The sequence below is a fragment of the Nocardia bovistercoris genome, assembly GCF_015674855.1.
GTDB classification, from domain to species: domain Bacteria; phylum Actinomycetota; class Actinomycetes; order Mycobacteriales; family Mycobacteriaceae; genus Nocardia; species Nocardia bovistercoris.
On sequence record NZ_JADMLG010000010.1, the window covers coordinates 58,767 to 75,236 of the forward strand.

A 16,470-nucleotide genomic window follows, 5' to 3' on the forward strand; every position below is an offset into this window, starting at 1 on the left:
CGCGTCGGGTCGCCCGCGCTACGCGCGATAGGTGCGGGCGACCAGCGCCGAGCGCAGGTACCACAGGCCCGAAGGCTGGGTCGGGTCGAATCCGGTGAGCTGGCCGATGCGCTTGAGTCGGTAGTCGACGGTGTTGGTGTGCACGTGCAGCACCCGCGCGGTGCGCTGGCGGTTGAGGTTGTTGGCGATGTGGCGTTGCAGCGTCTCCAGCAGTTCGGGATGTTCGTCCAGCGAATCGAGCAGCGAGCCGAGGTATTCGCGACCCGGACCCGGGCGGGTCAGCTGGTATTCCAGCGCCAGCTCGTCGAAGCGGTACAGCCCGGGCACCGCCTGCAGCCGCTGCACCATGTCGAGCAGTTCGTGAGCCTGGTCGGCGGCATCGGGGATCTGCTGCGGGGTGGCGTCCATCATGGTCGCCGTGATGCCGACCTGGGCCGCCTGGGAGAGCTGGTCGGTCAGCGCCTCCAGGCCTTTGTGGTCGAACATGGTCGAGGGGATGAGCAGGGTGCCGCCGTCGATGCTGAGCAGCGACAGCGCCTTGTTGCCGCAGCGGGTGGCGAGTTCGGCCTGCACCCTGCGCAGTTTGCGCCGGGCCACCACCTGGGTGTCGACCGCCGGGTTCTGCTCCTCGCGGTGCGCCGGAATCGCCACCGCCACGACGGAATAGGACTCGGCGATGGCGATGCCGCATTCGCGCGCCATGGTCGAGGTGCTGTGTCCGCCCAGCAGTGCCGAGGTCAAGGTGTGCACCGCCGTGTGGTGTTCGCTGACCACCGCGCGCAGTTCGCGCACGTAGGCGACGGAGATGGCGGAGGTGATCTGGTCGAGCATCTCCACCACGGCCTTGGCGCCGTCGACGAGGTTGTCGTAATCCTTGATCGAGGCGCCGGACACGACCAGATCCAGGCCGATCTTGAAGCCCTCGTGGATGGAGTGGTGGATGGTGTCGATCGGCACGCCCTCGCGCGCCCAGCCCGCGGCGGCGTCCTGCAGGCGTTGCAGCTTGGCCGGGATATCGCGCCCGTCGAGCATGGTCACCGCGAACTCGAGGCAGATCCGCGTGATGGTGGTCACATCGCCGCTGATGGCGTCGCCCGGTAATGTTCCACATGGTGCCACGTTCTCCACGAAGTGGCCGACCATCTGTCGAGACAACGACCGGATGTCCTGTAGTTGCGACGACATCGGCCTGCCCGACAGGGTGAGGCTCGGCCTGGCCGAACTGTCGACGGTCATTGGCGACTCCTTCCGCCCCCAGAAATTACTGTGCGGCGCATTCACACTAACTTGCGGTGGCGGGGAGCGGATCGATTCGGCCGGTTCTGTGACATCGGTCGGGCCGTGCGGCAGGCCGTTGTGAGTCGTCACAGGACCGGTTCAGTAGTCGCACAGCTGCACCCAGTCGTTGTCGTTGTCGCGGTTGTCGCGCGCGAACAGACCCGCGTCGTCCACGTACGGCACGGGCAGAAAGTCCCGCCGCGACGCACGCGTCCTCGGTTCGCCGGCCGGTTGACAGCGGCGTCGATCGCCCTTGTTTACGGGAGCGATTGTGCCACGCGGAATTCCAACCCGACTGTTCTCTCTGTTTTCCGCACTTGGCAACCGATATGAAATACCTGCTCAGGCCCTATTTCTCGAATTGAGTGAGGACGCCGCCTCGCGGTACCGGTAGTATCGCTTCGGCCGGAACGGCCCCGGAAACCAGGGGCTTGCCCGGTGTGTGCCGTGTCCGGGAAGGTTGCGACAGTGTGGTTTTCCCGCTCGCGACACGGCAGCAGCGGCAGCGAACGGCGAACGATAGGGGCAGGCATGCGACCGGCTCTGCGATGTCTTGTCTGGGAACTGGACAACACCCTCTGGGACGGCGTTGTCTGCGACGCGACGAGTACCGTCCCGAGACCCGAAGCCCTGCGCACCCTACGCACCCTGAGCGAACGCGGCATCTGGCACGCCGTCGCCAGCCGCAGCGACCGCGACAAAACCATGGACCGCCTCTACCGCCACGGCGTCTACGAAATGTTCTCCGCCATCGAAATCGGCTGGGGCCGCAAATCCACCGCGATAATCCACATCGCCCGAACCCTCGGCCTGACCCTGGAATCCGTCGCCTTCATCGACGCCGAACCAGTCGAACGCGCCGAAGTCGCCGCCGCGCTGCCCTCCGTGCGCTGCTACGCCGCGCGCAATGTCGACATACTCACCGCCCTCCCGGATTTCGGCCGAATCCCACGGATCGGCCCCGATCCCACGCCCCCACTCGGCTTCGCGCGGGTTCCCGCTCACTGAATCCGCGCTGCCGGTCACTCCGGCAGGATCGCGATCTCCAGCGCGCGTAGCCGCGCCGGATCGGCGATGACCTCGTAAGACGAGATACGTCCCGCCGTGACGGTGATCCGCAATGCCAGGCGCATCCGCGTGCCCTCCGCCACGATGATGCCGACCGCGCCCTCGACGAGGGCGACCGCGGCCGTCCGCGCCCGATCGCGCAGCAGCGCGGTCTCCTCGGCTACGGCGCGCGCACCTCGCAGCACCGCCGCCGACGCGGCGGGCAGTGCGGCCGGATCGGCGCTCCTGACCACATCGGGGGCGAGCACCGCGACGAGTCCTGCCAAGTCACCCTCGCGCGCCGCCGCGAGAAATGCCTCGACCACTCGGCGCTGCTCACCGAATTCGACTGTGGTGCGCGAGGATTCGACTCCGACCCGCCCTCGCGCCCGACTGGCAAGCTTCTTGGTCGCTGCGGTGCCGCGCCCGACGACGGGTGCGATGAGATCGAACGGCACCGCGAACATGTCGTGCAGGACGAACGCGACCCGCTCGGCCGGGCCGAGGGTCTCCAGCACGATCAGCAGCGCTCGACCGACCGAATCCGCCAGTACCGCTTCATGTTCCGGATCGGCCGAGGAATCCGCGCGCCGCGGATCGATATCGCCGTCGAGGAAGTCCTCGCGCCGCGCTGCCCGCGTGCGCAACATGTCCAGGCAGATGCGGGAGACCACCGTGGTCAGCCATGCCGCCGGTGTCTCGATCGCGGCCATGTCGGTGCGCGCGACGCGCAGCCAGGTCTCCTGCACGGCGTCCTCGGCCTCGGCCGCCGACCCGAGGATGCGGTAGGCGACGGCGTGCAGACGGCCGCGTTCGGATTCGAAGAGCCGGTCGGGTTCGCGCACTGGTCACCTTTCCGCGTCGGCGCGCGTCATCTGTTGGAAGGGCGCGGTCGGCGCAAGCCTGGCAGATCGCGTCGACCACCATCGGAGGAGGGTTTCATGACCATCGCCTACATCGTCGTCACCGTACTGGCCGCCGCGGCGGCCGCTTTCGCCGCAGGATACGACGTGGTCGCCGCCGATCGCGTGCGCGAGACGATGCGCGGCTACCGCGTTCCGCCGTGGAGTCTGGCGCCGCTCGCGGTGATCAAGGCCGTCGGCGCGCTGGGGCTGTTGGCAGGACTGTTCGTCCCCGCACTCGGTTTCGCGGCCGCGCTCGGCCTCGTCCTGTATTTCCTGTTGGCTGTCGCGACCATCGTGCGCGCGGGCGTGTACTCCGACATCGGATACCCGCTGCCGTATCTCGCGGCGGCCGCGGGCTCGCTCGCGCTGTTCGCGTTCGCCTGAGCGGGCTTCAGCGCAGGATCAGTAGCGCGGACTTCTCGATGCGGTCGGCTATTTCGGAGTAGGAGCCGTACCCCATGCCCGCGCGAACCAGCGCACCCGCGTAGAGCAGTTCGAGGGATTCGACGATGTCGACGTCGGCGTCGGGTCCGAGCGCGGTGATGATCCGCTTGCGGATCTCGGTCCCGATACGCAACCGCAGATGCTCGACATCGGCATCCCGACCGAGCAGCGCGCTGGTCACCGCGCCGGAGAGCTCCTGCTCATCGGCCACGAGCATCGCGATGGCCCGCAATTCGGCGACCACCCGGGCGATCGGATCGGGATCCTCGCTGGCGGGCGAGCCCGCGGCCATCAGTCGACGCCAGAAGATCTCGGCGACAAGGTGTTCCTTGGACGAGAAGTAGGTGTAGGCCGTCGCCGTCCCCACACCCGCGGCGGCCGCGACCAGCCGAATCGTCATGCCCGCGAAGCCCTCGCGGGCAAGCACCTCCACCGCCGCTCTGGTGAGTTTGTCGACGGTGTCGGCCTGCTTGCCGCTGAGGCGGCGACGGGTGGCCTCGAGACTGAGGGAATCGGCTTCGGACATGTGTCTGTATCCTACTTGGTCACCGCGCCGTGGCGACACCAGTGCGTGTGCCGTGGCGGCTGTGGTCACGGGGAGTGTCGTTCACCCAGCCGCCACGGTCGCTACCCGACCGCCGTGGTCAGGGCGCGATGTGTTTTTCGGCGATGGCGCCGGGGCCGGTGCCGAGTCCGATGCCGAGTCCGCCCAGCGCCACATCGGCGAGGGGGAGATCGACGCCGAGGCGTTCGCCGAGTCCGAGCGCCAGCGACAGGTCCTTCTCGCCGAGATCGCGCGCGTGACTGAGGATGGGCAGCCAGAAGTCGCCCTCGGGGATCGCCGCGGTGGTCTCGCGCAGCATGATCGCGCCCGCGCCGCCGGTGATCGCGTCGGAGTGGCGGACCACCTTGCCGAGTTCGGTGATGTCGAGCCCCGCGGCCTCGGCCAGGCGCTGCGCCTCGGTCGCCGCGGTGAACGCGATGAAGTGAAGCAGGTTGCGCGCCAACTTCATCCGGGTTCCGGCGCCGACCGGTCCGGCGTGCACGATCAGGTCGGCGAACGCGCTGAACGGTTCCTTCACCCGCTCGTAGCCGGTCTCGGTGCCGCCGACCATCACCGCGAGCTTGCCGAGTTTGGCCGCCTGCGCGCCGCCGCTGACCGGCGCGTCCACGAATTCCACGTCGTGGCTCGCGCACAGCTGCGCCATTTCCTCGGCCGTGGTGTCGGAGATGGTGGAGTGCACCGCGATCACCGTGCCGGGCTTGGCCGCGCGCAGGATGCCGTCGGCGCCGTCGATGACCGAGCGCACCTGCGCGTCGTCGACCACGGCGACACTGACGACCTCGGAGCGCTCGGCAACCTCGGCGGGGGAGCTCGCGGAGGTGGCGCCCTTGTCGGTGTAGGCGACCACGACTTCGGGGCGCATATCGCAGACGGTCAGGCCGCCGGGGTGATCGAGGAGTTTCTTGGCCATGGGCGCGCCCATGTTGCCGAGGCCGATGAAGCCGACACCACCGCTCATGACCGGAACACCTGCCCGCCGTCGACGTTGAAGATCTGTCCGGTGACCCAGCTCGCGTCGTCGGAGAGCAGGTAGAGGCAGGCGCCGACGAGGTCCTGCGGGGTGCCCATGCGCTTGAGTGGCAGGCGTTTGACCATGTCGTCGACCATATTGCCCGGTGTCACCGACTTGGTCGCGTCGGTATTGATCGGCCCGGGCGCGATGGCGTTGACGCGGATGTTGGATCCGCCGAGTTCGGTCGCCAATTGCTGGGTGAGGCCGTTGACGCCGACCTTGGCCAGGCCGTAGAAGCCCGAGTACAACCAGGCCGCCGTCGAGGACTGGTTGACGATAGACCCGCCCTTCTTGGTCATGTGCGGCCACACCGCGCGGATCATGTTCAGCGCGCCGTCCATGTTGACGCTCATGAATTTCTTGTAGTAGTCCCAGGGGACGGTGAGCAGGAGGTCGAGTTTCATGGTGCCGTAGATGGCGGCGTTGTTGACGAGGTGGTCGATGCCGCCGAATTCCTTGACGGTGAATTCGGCGAGTGCGGTGGCGGAGTCGGGGTCGGCGACGTCGACGGAGGCGAAGACGGCGGTGCCGCCGTCGGCCACGATCTTCTCCGCGACGGCGTTGCCGAGTTCGGTGTTGAGGTCGGCGACCACGACCTTGGCGCCTTCGGCGGCCAGTGCTTGGGCGTACACCGCGCCGATGCCTTGGGCGGCGCCGGTGACGATGACGGATCTTCCCGTGAAACGGGTCATGGATTCCTGCTCCTCTACGAGGTCGGGAGGTCGGTGTGCCGGGGTGTCCGACGGCCTGCCACGCCGATCACAATACTGTCTGGACACGTGTACGGAAATATAGGCTCGTGAGGTGTCGCGACGCAAGAACCTGTTTCAGAACGGGGCGCCGCCGCCCTTTCGTCGGACGGCGTCCCGGCCGTTCTCGGGCCGATCCGGGCGTAATCGTTGTCCGCGCGCGTAACCCGCTGGTAGTGTCCGGACACATGTCCAGCTTACTGGCACCCCGGGGTGCGACGGTTTGTGATCCGGCCACGGGTGGGCGTCGGTAATGCCACGTTTCGCACCGCACCCCGAGCGGCGGCCCTCCCTCGTCGCGGGTGCGTCCTCCGGCATCGGCGCCGCCACCGCGCTCGCGCTGGCCGACCTCGGCCACCCGGTCGCCCTCGGCGCGCGCCGCGTCGAGAAACTCGAAGAACTCGCCGCCGAAATCCACGGGCGCGGCGGATCGGCCTTCGTGCACCCCCTCGACGTCTCCGAGGAGAGTTCGGTCGACGAGTTCGTGACCGCCGCGGAGAAGGAATTCGGGCCCGCCGAGATCCTGGTCTCCGGCGCGGGCGACATCGAATTCGGCCTGATCCACGAAATGCCGCCGGACCGTTTCCTCGCCCAGGTCGGCGTGCACCTTGCGGGCGCGCACCGCCTCGCGCACCGCATCCTGCCCGGCATGATCGAGCGGCAGCGCGGCGACTTCGTGCTCATCAGCTCCGACAGCGCCGACCGCCCGCGCCCGCGCACCGGCGCCTACAGCGCGGCCAAGGCCGGACTCGAGGCGATGGCGCTGCAAATGCGCATGGAACTCGAGGGCACCGGCGTGCGCGCGTCGCTGGTGCGCCCCGGCCCGACCTTCACCGGTATGGGCATGGACGCCACCCCCGAAGCGGTCGGCCCGGTCATCGAGGACTGGCAGCGCTGGGGCTTCGCCCGCCACCCCTACATGCTGCGCCCGAGCGACCTCGCCGCGGCCGCCGTTACGGTCGTCAGCGCCCCGCGCGGCGTCCACTTCGTCCTGATCGAAGTCCAACCCGAAGCGCCGCTGCGCGCCGCGGAGTAAGGAGCTCGGAGCACATGAGAATCGAGGCCGATCTCGACCTGTGCCAGGGGCACGCCGTCTGCCAGGACGAGGCGCCCGACGTGTTCACCGTCCCCAAGCGCGGGACGGTCGAGATCCTGGACGCCACACCGGATCCGAGCCTGCACGCCGAGGTGCGACGTGCCGTGAAATATTGCCCGGCCCAGGCCCTGTTCCTGTCCGAGGACACCGCGGGCTGAGTCGCGCCGACCGCGTCGCCGCGGGTCGGGCGCCGCTTCGGTAGCGCCGACCGGCATGTCGGCCCCCGGGTAGGGGCGGCCATCGCGGGTCGGCGTGGTGTCGCCCGGTACCGGATTCGTCGTCGTGCGCGTCTATCCGTCGTGAGACGTACGCGGGCACAACGGGTCCGGAGGTGAGCTGAATCCGCGCCGCTAGCGCGCCATGACACCGCGCAGGAACAGGTCGACCGCGTGGGAGAGGTGGCGGCGCTGTTCCCTCGGTGTGCGGTAGACGCCGAAATCGGCGAGGCGGGCGGGCAGGATCTCCACCATCGCGATGAAGTGTTCGGCGGTGAGTTCGATGTCATCGATGTCGAGCGCGCCCGTCTCGGTGTGGTGGCGCAGCACGTCCATCACCTGCTGCTGGCGTCGTGCCCAGCCGAGTGAGCTCGCCGCCGAAGCGAATTCGGGGAATCGGTGGGATTCGTTGCGGGCGATGCGGTGCAACTGGACGATATCGGGGTCGAGCGCGTGTTCGATGGCGGCGCGGCCGATGGCGAGCAGGGTGGCTCTGAGGTCGCCGTCGCTGTCGCCGTCGTCGGGATCGGGCTCGGGGCGCACGGCGCGGCTCAGCGCCCACGGGATCACGTCGAGGAAGACCGCGCGCTTGTCCGGGTAGCGCGCGTAGAGCGTGGCTTTGGCGACCTCGGCCGCTTCGGCGATCGCGACCATGGTGGTCGCGTCGTAGCCGTTGTCGAGGAAGGTGCGGACCGCGGCTTCGCGCAGTCGCTGGTGCAGCGCCGCGGCTTCGGCCTGTGTGGGGCGACCGCCGCGCCGCGGCGATCCCGTCGACCCGTTCACCGTCATTCCCCCGACTCTAGAGCCCGATCGGAAGTCCTCGCGCGGAACGCCGCCAATAACTAGACGCCTGTGTATAGTTATGGCATCGGCGACGGGTACACCGAAACCGCACACCGCCGATGACCTTCTGAGGAGATTCGATGTCTGAATCGCTATCGAGCCGCTCGGCCGACCTGCTCCCGCACAGGCCGGTGACGGCATGAGCACCGACACCGCGCTGGAATCGACCGAACTCACCCCGCGCATCGCCTCGGCCGTGCACGCCGACAAGGAAACGCTGCTCAGCGGGTGCCACGCCACCCAATTGCGTGACCTGCTCGAACGGCGTGGCGTGCTGGTGTTCCCGCGGATCGGGTTCACCGACGAGGAACACGTGGCGTTCACCCGCACCCTCGGCACCTTCGCGCCCGAACGCAGCGGGGAAGAGGTCTACAGCGTCACCCTCGACACCAGCGTCAACAAGCTGGCCGACTATCTCAAGGGCTCGCTGTTCTGGCATATCGACGGCACCATGAACGAAGTCCCCATCCGGGCCTCGCTGCTGTCGTCGAAGGTGCTGCCGTCCACCGGCGGCGGCGACACCGAGTTCTGCAACACCTACGCCGCCTACGACGACCTCTCCGACGAGGACAAGCAGCGCATCGCCGAGCTGCGGGTCATGCACTCGGCCTGGAACACGCTGTTCTACTACGACCCGGAACCCGACTACCGGACGCTGCGCCGGATGATGGCCATCGGCGACCGCGAACTGCCCCTGGTGTGGACGCACCGCTCCGGCCGCAAGTCGCTGGTACTCGGCTGCACCGCCCGCCACATCATCGACTCCGAGTTCCGCGAGAGCTTGGATCTGCTGGTGCGCCTGCGTGATTGGGCCACCAAACCGCAGTTCGTCTACCGGCACACCTGGTCCGTCGGCGACCTGGTGATCTGGGACAACACCGGCACGATGCACCGCGCGCGGCCCTACGACCCCACTTCCGGCAGGCTGCTGCACCGCACGAAACTCGAGGGCGAGGAACCGTTCGAGTGAGCGAACCCGCCGACCCGCCCTTCCGGGAACGCTACGGTCGCTGGGCCGTCGTCGCGGGCGCCTCGGAAGGGATAGGCGCCGTGTACGCCCGCGCGATGGCCGAACGCGGACTCGACCTCGTCCTGCTCGCCCGGCGCCGCGAACCGCTCGAGCGGCTCGCCGCCGACCTGCGCGCCGACACCGGCGTGCAGGTGCGCGTGGTCCCCGTCGACCTGTCCGAACCCGACGCGGCCGCGACCGTCTTCGCCGCCACCGCCGGACTCGAGGTCGGCATGCTGATGTATTGCGCCGGAGCGGATCCCAACTACGCGCCGCTGCTGTCGGGTCCCGTCGAATCGGCTCTGGCGCTGGTGCGACGCAATTGCGCGGCGCCCCTGACGCTGTGCCACCACTTCGCGGGCGACATGGCCCGGCGCGGCCGCGGCGCCCTCGTCGTGCTCACCTCGGTCACGGGCCTCTACGGCGCGCCCAATATGGTCGCCTACTCGGCCACCAAGGCATTTGACCTGGTCATGACCGAGGCGCTGTGGGCGGAGCTGCGCGGACACGGCGTCGATGTCCTCGCCCTGGTACTCGGTACCACCGACACTCCCGCCCTGCGCCGCGCGCTCACCGAACGCGGCCTCCTCGATCCCGAGGACACGACGCCGGTGGCCGGTGCGGTCACGGCGGAAGAGGTTGTCGCCGAGGCCATCGCGAACCTGTCGAACGGCCCGACCTGGTTCGTCGGCGATCAGATCCGCGAATTCGCCCGCCGCCTTGCGCTGCGAACCCGGAGTGAGGCCGTCGGGGTCCTGGCCCGCCACAGCGACAGTGTCGTCGCCGGGAGCGAATAGCGGTCGGTCAGGTCGACGAAGGGTGCCGAGGACATGTCGCCGCATCCTCGGCGCCTGTTGTCGAATCATGCTGCGTGCGAACGAGTTCGCTCATCCGGCGGCTTCGCGGAGGCGGCGCTTGTAGATCTTGCCGGAATCGTCGCGCGGGAGTTCGGCTACCAGGGTGACGGTGGTGGGGATCTTGTAGTCGGCGAGGTACGCGCGCAGCGCGGATCGGATGCCTGCGGGGTCGAGCGCGGCGCCCGGGCGGGGGAGGATGTGGGCGGTGACGGTTTCGCCGAGGTCGCCGTCGTCGGGTGCGCCGAATACGGCGACGTCCTCGACGCCGTCGATGGCCATGATGGCGTTCTCGATCTCGGCGGGATAGATGTTGACTCCGCCCCGGATGACGATGTCGGCGGCTCGCCCCGACAGGTAGAGGTAGCCGTCGGCATCGACGTGACCGAGGTCGCCGACCCAGGTCATCCGCGGCACGGGGCTTTCGGGTGCGCCGCGGTGCGAATAGGTGAAAGCGGGCCAGTAGTCGGCGCCGCGTACGTAGACGCGGCCGGTTTCGCCCGCGGGCAGCGGGTTGCCGTGTTCGTCGGCGATGAGGACGGCCGATCCGTCGGCCTGCTTGCCCACCGAGCCTGGGTGTTCGAGCCATTCGGCGGCCGAGATCCAGGTTATGGCGCCGCATTCGGTGTTGCCGTAGAACTCCCACAGCGCGTCGCCGAACCAGTCGACGGCCGCGCGTTTCAGCGCGGGCGGGCAGGGGGCGGCGGAGTGGATGAGATGGGTCAGGCTGCTCACGTCGTAGCGGGCGCGGACGTCCTCGGGCAGGGACAGCAGGCGCGAGAGCATGGTCGGCACGACCTTGGCCTGCTGGATGCGCTGCCGGTCGATGTGGCGCAGGAATCGTTCGGAATGCCAGCGGGGCATGATCGTGATGTGCGCGCCCATGCGCAGCGCGAGCACGGTGACCGCGTTCGGGCTGGTGTGGTAGAGCGGCCCGGCGACCAGCATCCGCCCGCCCGCGGCCAGCCCCATCCGCCGCGCGGTGCCCGCCGCCGTCGCCAGCAGCTGCTCGAGGGACATTCGTGCACGCAGTACGCCTTTGGGTGTTCCCGTGGTGCCCGAGGTGTAGATCAACCCCATGGAATCGGCGATCGCGCCTTCCACGTATCCCAAGGGTTCGGACTGGGATTCGATCCAACTGTCGAGCAGCGGATGTCGCCCGGTCGGCTCGGTCGACACCGCGTCGAGGCCCGCCTCCTCGATCGTCTCCGGCGGCATCGCCACCTCGAGCACGCCCGGCTCGGTCCCGGCGTATTCGCGCGCGTCCTCGACGACCGGCACGAATTCGGTGTGTGCGATGACCAGGCGGGCGGCGCTGTCGCGCAGGACGTGCGCGACCTCCCGCGCCCGCCAGCGGGTGTTGACGGGCACCGGGTTGGCCCCGCAGCTCGCGGCGGCGAGCGAGATCTCCAGGAACTCGATGTCGTTGCGCGCCATGACCGCCACCCGATCGCCGCGAGCGATCCCGGCCTCGACCAGCGCGGCGGCGAGGCGGCCCGCGCGGTCGTGCACCTGCGAGTGCGGGCGGACGCGGGTGCCGCAGGTGACAGTGGGAGCGGTGTCGTCGTGCATGGTTGCGAAGTCTGCCGCACCGGAACCGCGTCGGGCGAGAACGTGGGAAGGAGAACATCCCGGAAAGATCGGCAATCTCTGAAACAAGAATGCTATTCTTAGAAGTAAGATTATCGTACTTGCAGGTTGTGGCCCTCGCGACGACCTGTGCGACGCGATCGGAACTTCGCGAGTTCCTGCCGGCGTCCATAACTTTCGGAGGTCGCGTGACGGAGACGAGCCGATCGCCGCTGCTGCCCGGACCCGTGCGGCAGCTCGGCTACGTGGTGGCCGATATCGATGCGGCCATGCGCTCCTGGATTCGGCTCGGCGTCGGCCCCTGGTACGTGCTGCGCGCACTCCCGCAGCGGGCGCGCTATCGCGGCGCGCCCTGCGACGTGGTCGTCACGGTCGCCTTCGCCCACTCCGGCGATCTGCAGCTCGAACTCATCCAGCAGGAAGACGAAACGCCGAGCATCTACACCGAATTCCTGGGTGACGGCCCCGGCGGCTTCCATCAACTCGCTTGGTGGTCGACCGATTTCGAGGCAACCGTCGAAGCCGTGCGCGCGGCGGGCTACGAATCGGTGTGGTCCGGCGGGTCCGACGGCGGCGTGCGCTACGCCTACTTCGAGCCGCGCGACGAAATCGCCACCGTCCTCGAGATCAGCGAATACACCGACAGCACCGCCGGACTCGCCCGCATGCTCCGCGCCGCCGCCGACGGCTGGGACGGCGACGACCCGATCCGAACCCTCGGGTGATGACGCCCCGAACCCTCGGGTGATGACGCAGTCGGAGCAGGCAGGCGTGTGCACGGCGGCGGTGGACGCGCTCATCCGGACCGCGTTGTCGCGCGCGGAATCTATGCGCCGCGCGCGTTTTCAACGCGGTCGGCGCCCGCGACGACGCCGTCGGCGATCAGTTCCTCGACGGTTTCGGGCGCGCAACCGATCTCGGAGAGCAGTGCGCGTGTGTGTTGTCCCAGTGCGGGAATCGCGCCGAGCGCAAGCTCCACGTCGTGGAACGTCGTCGGCGGCAGCAGCGCCGCGATCGGGCCCGAGGGCGTGGCGATCTCGCGCCAGCGGTCGCGTTCGCGCAGCTGTGGATGCTCGGCCAACGCGGCCATGTCGTTGATGCTCGCGGCCGGGATGCCCGCCGCGGCGAGACGGCGGTCCAGGTCGGCGGTGGTGAACCGGCGGGTCAGCGCGGCGACGGTCGCGTCGCAGGCCGAACGGTGCGCCACACGGAGCGGGTTGGTCGCGAAATCGGGATGGTCGACCAGGTCGGGGCGGCCGAAGACGTCGGAGACCAGCGCGCGCCAGCCGCGGTCGTTCTGGACGCCGATGAGTATGTCGCCGTCGGCGGTGGGGTAGCGGTCGTAGGGGGCGATGGCGGCGTGGCCGAGCCCCATGCGCGGCACCTGCACGCCCGCGTAGAGCTGCATGTACATGGGATGGCCGAGCCATTCCACGGTGGCGTCGAACATCGAGATGTCCACCAGCGCACCGACACCCGTTCGCGCACGGCGCAACAGCGCGGCCAGCACGGCCTGCGCGGTGTAGAGGCCCGCGGCGATATCGGCGCTCGGCACACCGGTCTTGGTGGCCGTCTCGGGTGTGCCGGTGACCGAGATCAGGCCGGATTCGGCCTGGATCAGCATGTCGTATGCCTTGCGGTCGCGCAGCGGCCCGGCCGTGCCGTATCCGCTGATGCAGCCGATCACCAGGCGCGGATACCGTCGGTGCAGCGCGTGCGGGTCGAGTCCGAGGCGTTCCATGGCGCCGGGCGCGGTGTTGTGCACCAGTACGTCGGCGCGGTCGAGGAGTTCGCGCACGATCGCGACCCCGCGCTCGGATTTGAGATCGACGGCGATCGACTCCTTGCCGCGATTCAGCCAGACGAAATGCGAAGCCTGACCGTGCACGGCGTGATCGTAGTTGCGCGCGAAATCGCCCTCGCCGACGCGCTCGACCTTGATGACGCGGGCGCCGAGGTCGGCCAGTTGTCGGGTGGCCAGCGGCGCGGCGACGGCCTGTTCGACGGCGACGACGGTGAACCCGTCCAGTGGAAGCAGCGACGAACTCACGGCACTCTCCGGTCTTGCGACGACGCCTTCGCCTCGAGCGGACATGTCTCCGATATCATTGTGCCGTAGATGTTTTCGGCGAACTGTCGAACAGTTCTCATCGGGCGCCTGCCTCGCTGCGGGTCAGTCCGGCAGCCGCGGCGGCGGCGATGAGCGCGTCGAGGCCGAAGGCTTCGACGGGGCCGAGGGCGCCGGTCTCGCGCAGTCCGCCGTCGAGCGCCGTGCGCGCACCCCACGACAGCATCGCCGCGGTGAGATCGTAGGGATCGCCACCGGTCAGCGTCACCGAGGCCAGGAGCCTGCCGTCGGCGTCGGAGACGTCGGCGACGGTGTGCGAACGGGTGCGGGCGCGCGCTCGCGGGCCTGGTCCGCCCGTCGAACCCTTGACGACTCGTCCGAGCGCGCCGAGCGCGAGCCGTTTCACCGGCGCGACACCGGCAGCGGCACTCGCGACCAGCGAGGTGACCTGCATCCCGCGCGCGGCGACCTCGGGCAGTCCGAGATAGACGTCGGCCTCGCGTAGCCCCGGATGCGCGCGGTGCAGGACGAGATGTTCCGAACCGGGAATCGACACACTCGAACGCTTCCCGCCCGCGACATCGAAGGCCCGCACCCGCGAACCCGACCGCTGCGCCACGACCCGGCCGCCACGCAACGCGAAGCCTTCCTCGAACAGCATGCCCGCGATGGAAGCGCGTGTGCCGCCGCTGGTTCCCGGCCGGTCCAGGAAGTAGCCGATATCCGCGCGCACCGCGTCGGGCGCCTCCCGCAGTGCGAGCGCGGCCGCGAGATTGCCCGGCACGTAGTCGAATCCGAAGGCGGGGAGCAGCGCGATGCCCGAATCGCGTGCGCGCTCGTGGTGCTCGAACACGGTGCGGATGAACGGTCCCTCACCGGTCGAGTCGAGGTAGTGCGCGCCCGCGGCCAGCGCGGCGTCCAAGGCGGGGCGGCCGTAGCGCAGGAACGGGCCGACCGTCGTCACCAGTACGTCACCTCGGCCGAGCAGGGCGCGTACCGAGGTCGGCTCGCGCACGTCGGCCACGGCGGTGTCCGCGCCGCCGAGTTCGGTGGCCAGTTTCGCCAGCGCGGTCGCATCGCGTGCGGCCAGTACGGGCGCGGCGCCCGCGGCGAGCAGAGCCTCGGTGGTGAGTCGACCGGTGAAGCCGGTCGCTCCGAACACCACGATCTTCGACATCGATGACTACCTGTGTTTCTGCGCGTCGTTGCGGTCGGTCGGCGAAGTCGCGGCGGACTCCGTCCCGGCCAGTGTGTCAGGCGACGGACGACTTCGCGCTCGCACCGGTTCGATGCCGGCGAGCAGGGTGGCGATCACCCGCTCGACAGACGCGGCTGTCGTCGGGACGACGCCGGGCAGCAGGGCGGCGAGCACCCGATCGTGGCAGAGTCCGACGAGTACGGCGGCCGCGGCCTCGGGATCGGCGTCGGGGGCGAGGCGTCCGAGGTCGCGTTCGGCGCGCAGATAGTCGGTGAGCAGATCGCGCCAGTCGCGTTCGGCACCGTGGCTCGCGCCGAGGCGGTCGCGCAGCGCGGGGCGGCCGAGTAGGAGGGTGAGCACCGGGAGAATGGCCCGGTGCACGGCCAGACCTTCGCGGACGTGCACGCCCAGGTTCTCGGCGACCGTGGCCGTGCCGGGTTCCGGCAGCGGACCCATGCGGCGGTGGGCGTCATCGATGTGTGCGCGCAGGGCGGTCGCGAGCAGTTCCTCCTTGTCGGCGAAATGGTTGTAGAGCACGCCGTCGGCGACGCCCGCGGCTCGCGCGATCGCCCGCACCGTCAGTGTGGCGTCGTCCTGTTTCTCCAGCATCCGCTCGGCCGTGGCGATCAGATGCGCGCGCAGGTCGCGGTTGTCCGGCAGTGCCGCGGCTTTCCTCGGTGACATTCGGGATCACCGTCGGGCGGTGGCGGTGACCAGCCAGGCGGGGGAGTCCAGGTGCACGCCGTCCGGGCGGGCGAACTGCTCGAGCGCGGCGGTCAGCGCGGCGCGCACCTGCGTGTCCGTGGCGAATTCGCACAGGCCGCGGCGGTGGCGCATCGGCCCCCAGTCGATGATGAAGTTCGCGGCGTCGGCGGGATCGCAGCCCCAGACGCTGTCGGCGACGATCCGGCGGATCTCGACGGCCTCGAATCCCGCCGAGGTGAGCACGTCGGTGGTGGCGTCGGGAAAGGCGAACGCGGAGTTGCGATGGCCGGCTTCGACGGCGGGCAGGTAGGGCGCGGCCGCCTCGAAGACGAGTCCGATATCGGAATCCTCGAGCGGGGGCAGCGAGACGAACGCGAGTCGCCCGCCGGGTCGCAGTGCGCGGGCGACGGTGGTGAAGGCCGCGACCGGGTCGGCGAAGAACATGACCCCGAACCGGCTGACGGCGACGTCGAACGCGCCCGCCGGGAACGCGTGGACCTGCGCGTCGCCGTGCACGAATTCGACGTTGTCGACCTGCTCGGCGGCGGCGCGACCTCGGGCCACCGCCAGCATCGGTTCCGACAGGTCGATCCCGGTCGCCGACACCGCTCGCCGCGCCGCGCGGCGGGTCAATTGCCCGTTGCCGCAGCCGATATCGAGTACCCGGTCGTGCCTGGTCAGTTGCGCGGCGGACAGCAGCGACTCGTTGAATCCGCCGTTGATGCCGTCATAGCGGTCCTCGTTGTCCGCCCAGTGGCCGCCGTCGTAGCCGTTCCACGTCGCGGACTGGCCGGTATTGACGATCTCGGTCATGCGCGCCTCCTCCTCGTTATGAACGTTTGTTCATGAACGCACGTTCATAATAAGCACGGAGAGCCCTCGTGGTCGACCG

18 protein-coding genes are annotated in these 16,470 nt (G+C 69.2%); 7 read left to right on the top strand and 11 right to left on the bottom strand.

The genetic code is table 11. From position 1 onward, the window contains the following. Nucleotides 1-18 precede the first annotated feature (18 nt). Nucleotides 19-1,236, bottom strand: a complete 1,218-nt coding sequence (locus IT779_RS23270) for a PucR family transcriptional regulator (protein ID WP_196151521.1) — start codon at nucleotides 1,234-1,236, stop codon at nucleotides 19-21. Between the two features lie 573 nt (nucleotides 1,237-1,809). Here IT779_RS23270 and IT779_RS23275 point away from each other — a divergent pair. Further along, nucleotides 1,810-2,286 (top strand): HAD-IIIC family phosphatase, encoded by a 477-nt coding sequence (locus IT779_RS23275; protein WP_196151522.1) that lies wholly within the window; start codon nucleotides 1,810-1,812, stop codon nucleotides 2,284-2,286. Nucleotides 2,287-2,300: 14 nt separating this feature from the next. Here IT779_RS23275 and IT779_RS23280 read toward each other — a convergent pair whose 3' ends face one another. Beyond that, the gene (locus IT779_RS23280) at nucleotides 2,301-3,170 is read right to left on the bottom strand and encodes a sigma-70 family RNA polymerase sigma factor (RefSeq protein WP_196151523.1); all 870 of its coding nucleotides are present in this window, start codon (nucleotides 3,168-3,170) and stop codon (nucleotides 2,301-2,303) included. A gap of 96 nt (nucleotides 3,171-3,266) precedes the next feature. On the opposite strand from IT779_RS23280, the gene IT779_RS23285 reads away from it, so the two are divergent. After that, the gene (locus IT779_RS23285; protein WP_196151524.1) at nucleotides 3,267-3,614 is read left to right on the top strand and encodes a DoxX family protein; all 348 of its coding nucleotides are present in this window, start codon (nucleotides 3,267-3,269) and stop codon (nucleotides 3,612-3,614) included. Nucleotides 3,615-3,621: 7 nt separating this feature from the next. Here the strand turns inward: IT779_RS23285 and IT779_RS23290 are convergent, their stop codons facing one another. The 3 genes from IT779_RS23290 to IT779_RS23300 all read right to left on the bottom strand — a co-directional run bounded on the left by IT779_RS23290 (nucleotide 3,622) and on the right by IT779_RS23300 (nucleotide 5,943). After that, nucleotides 3,622-4,200: a TetR/AcrR family transcriptional regulator gene (locus IT779_RS23290; protein ID WP_196151525.1), complete on the bottom strand. Its 579-nt coding sequence runs from the start codon at nucleotides 4,198-4,200 to the stop codon at nucleotides 3,622-3,624. Nucleotides 4,201-4,318: 118 nt separating this feature from the next. Next, the gene (locus IT779_RS23295) at nucleotides 4,319-5,197 is read right to left on the bottom strand and encodes an NAD(P)-dependent oxidoreductase (protein WP_196151526.1); all 879 of its coding nucleotides are present in this window, start codon (nucleotides 5,195-5,197) and stop codon (nucleotides 4,319-4,321) included. Then, on the bottom strand, nucleotides 5,194-5,943 hold the full coding sequence (locus tag IT779_RS23300; RefSeq protein WP_196151527.1) for an SDR family oxidoreductase: 750 nt from the start codon (nucleotides 5,941-5,943) through the stop codon (nucleotides 5,194-5,196). Before IT779_RS23300 ends, IT779_RS23295 begins: the two co-directional genes overlap by 4 nt. 310 nt (nucleotides 5,944-6,253) lie before the next feature. Here IT779_RS23300 and IT779_RS23305 point away from each other — a divergent pair, with 310 nt between their 5' ends. Both IT779_RS23305 and IT779_RS23310 read left to right on the top strand, forming a co-directional pair. After that, nucleotides 6,254-7,036 carry an SDR family oxidoreductase gene (locus IT779_RS23305; protein WP_196151528.1) on the top strand — a complete coding sequence of 261 codons (783 nt, stop codon included), beginning with the start codon at nucleotides 6,254-6,256 and terminating at the stop codon, nucleotides 7,034-7,036. A gap of 14 nt (nucleotides 7,037-7,050) precedes the next feature. Beyond that, the gene (locus IT779_RS23310; protein WP_196151529.1) at nucleotides 7,051-7,254 is read left to right on the top strand and encodes a ferredoxin; all 204 of its coding nucleotides are present in this window, start codon (nucleotides 7,051-7,053) and stop codon (nucleotides 7,252-7,254) included. A 192-nt stretch (nucleotides 7,255-7,446) separates the two neighbouring features. Here IT779_RS23310 and IT779_RS23315 read toward each other — a convergent pair whose 3' ends face one another. Next, a complete protein-coding gene (locus IT779_RS23315; RefSeq protein ID WP_196151530.1) occupies nucleotides 7,447-8,100 on the bottom strand; it encodes a TetR/AcrR family transcriptional regulator C-terminal domain-containing protein in 654 nt (217 codons plus the stop codon). A gap of 193 nt (nucleotides 8,101-8,293) precedes the next feature. Here IT779_RS23315 and IT779_RS23320 point away from each other — a divergent pair, with 193 nt between their 5' ends. Beyond that, complete coding sequence (locus IT779_RS23320; protein WP_196151531.1) at nucleotides 8,294-9,124, top strand: TauD/TfdA dioxygenase family protein; 831 nt, start codon at nucleotides 8,294-8,296, stop codon at nucleotides 9,122-9,124. Further along, a complete protein-coding gene (locus IT779_RS23325) occupies nucleotides 9,121-9,960 on the top strand; it encodes an SDR family NAD(P)-dependent oxidoreductase (protein ID WP_196151532.1) in 840 nt (279 codons plus the stop codon). The genes IT779_RS23320 and IT779_RS23325 overlap by 4 nt, the downstream gene beginning before the upstream one ends. 90 nt (nucleotides 9,961-10,050) lie before the next feature. On the opposite strand, the gene IT779_RS23330 is transcribed toward IT779_RS23325, so the two are convergent. Beyond that, entirely contained in the window at nucleotides 10,051-11,589 is a 1,539-nt protein-coding gene (locus tag IT779_RS23330; RefSeq protein ID WP_196151533.1) for an AMP-binding protein, read from the bottom strand. A gap of 206 nt (nucleotides 11,590-11,795) precedes the next feature. Between IT779_RS23330 and IT779_RS23335 the strand changes: the two genes are divergently transcribed. Beyond that, nucleotides 11,796-12,332, top strand: coding sequence for a VOC family protein (locus IT779_RS23335; protein ID WP_332838934.1), 537 nt, complete (start codon nucleotides 11,796-11,798; stop codon nucleotides 12,330-12,332). Between the two features lie 101 nt (nucleotides 12,333-12,433). Here IT779_RS23335 and IT779_RS23340 read toward each other — a convergent pair whose 3' ends face one another. The 4 genes from IT779_RS23340 to IT779_RS23355 are packed head-to-tail and all read right to left on the bottom strand — an operon-like array spanning nucleotide 12,434 to nucleotide 16,391. Continuing rightward, nucleotides 12,434-13,702, bottom strand: coding sequence for a CaiB/BaiF CoA transferase family protein (locus IT779_RS23340; protein ID WP_196151535.1), 1,269 nt, complete (start codon nucleotides 13,700-13,702; stop codon nucleotides 12,434-12,436). Nucleotides 13,703-13,754: 52 nt separating this feature from the next. Continuing rightward, complete coding sequence (locus IT779_RS23345) at nucleotides 13,755-14,852, bottom strand: saccharopine dehydrogenase family protein (RefSeq protein ID WP_196151536.1); 1,098 nt, start codon at nucleotides 14,850-14,852, stop codon at nucleotides 13,755-13,757. A 6-nt stretch (nucleotides 14,853-14,858) separates the two neighbouring features. Next, entirely contained in the window at nucleotides 14,859-15,557 is a 699-nt protein-coding gene (locus IT779_RS23350; RefSeq protein ID WP_196151537.1) for a TetR/AcrR family transcriptional regulator, read from the bottom strand. A 6-nt stretch (nucleotides 15,558-15,563) separates the two neighbouring features. Beyond that, the gene (locus tag IT779_RS23355; protein ID WP_196151538.1) at nucleotides 15,564-16,391 is read right to left on the bottom strand and encodes a class I SAM-dependent methyltransferase; all 828 of its coding nucleotides are present in this window, start codon (nucleotides 16,389-16,391) and stop codon (nucleotides 15,564-15,566) included. Nucleotides 16,392-16,470 lie beyond the last annotated feature (79 nt).

What these genes read in the sequence shown, in the direction of transcription:
- IT779_RS23270 (WP_196151521.1), bottom strand. Translation starts at nt 1,236, where the DNA reads ATGACCGTCGACAGTTCGGCCAGGCCGAGCCTCACCCTGTCGGGCAGG.
- IT779_RS23275 (WP_196151522.1), top strand. Translation starts at nt 1,810, where the DNA reads ATGCGACCGGCTCTGCGATGTCTTGTCTGGGAACTGGACAACACCCTC.
- IT779_RS23285 (WP_196151524.1), top strand. Translation starts at nt 3,267, where the DNA reads ATGACCATCGCCTACATCGTCGTCACCGTACTGGCCGCCGCGGCGGCC.
- IT779_RS23290 (WP_196151525.1), bottom strand. Translation starts at nt 4,200, where the DNA reads ATGTCCGAAGCCGATTCCCTCAGTCTCGAGGCCACCCGTCGCCGCCTC.
- IT779_RS23295 (WP_196151526.1), bottom strand. Translation starts at nt 5,197, where the DNA reads ATGAGCGGTGGTGTCGGCTTCATCGGCCTCGGCAACATGGGCGCGCCC.
- IT779_RS23300 (WP_196151527.1), bottom strand. Translation starts at nt 5,943, where the DNA reads ATGACCCGTTTCACGGGAAGATCCGTCATCGTCACCGGCGCCGCCCAA.
- IT779_RS23305 (WP_196151528.1), top strand. Translation starts at nt 6,254, where the DNA reads ATGCCACGTTTCGCACCGCACCCCGAGCGGCGGCCCTCCCTCGTCGCG.
- IT779_RS23310 (WP_196151529.1), top strand. Translation starts at nt 7,051, where the DNA reads ATGAGAATCGAGGCCGATCTCGACCTGTGCCAGGGGCACGCCGTCTGC.
- IT779_RS23315 (WP_196151530.1), bottom strand. Translation starts at nt 8,100, where the DNA reads ATGACGGTGAACGGGTCGACGGGATCGCCGCGGCGCGGCGGTCGCCCC.
- IT779_RS23320 (WP_196151531.1), top strand. Translation starts at nt 8,294, where the DNA reads ATGAGCACCGACACCGCGCTGGAATCGACCGAACTCACCCCGCGCATC.
- IT779_RS23330 (WP_196151533.1), bottom strand. Translation starts at nt 11,589, where the DNA reads ATGCACGACGACACCGCTCCCACTGTCACCTGCGGCACCCGCGTCCGC.
- IT779_RS23340 (WP_196151535.1), bottom strand. Translation starts at nt 13,702, where the DNA reads ATGTCCGCTCGAGGCGAAGGCGTCGTCGCAAGACCGGAGAGTGCCGTG.
- IT779_RS23345 (WP_196151536.1), bottom strand. Translation starts at nt 14,852, where the DNA reads ATGTCGAAGATCGTGGTGTTCGGAGCGACCGGCTTCACCGGTCGACTC.
- IT779_RS23350 (WP_196151537.1), bottom strand. Translation starts at nt 15,557, where the DNA reads ATGTCACCGAGGAAAGCCGCGGCACTGCCGGACAACCGCGACCTGCGC.
- IT779_RS23355 (WP_196151538.1), bottom strand. Translation starts at nt 16,391, where the DNA reads ATGACCGAGATCGTCAATACCGGCCAGTCCGCGACGTGGAACGGCTAC.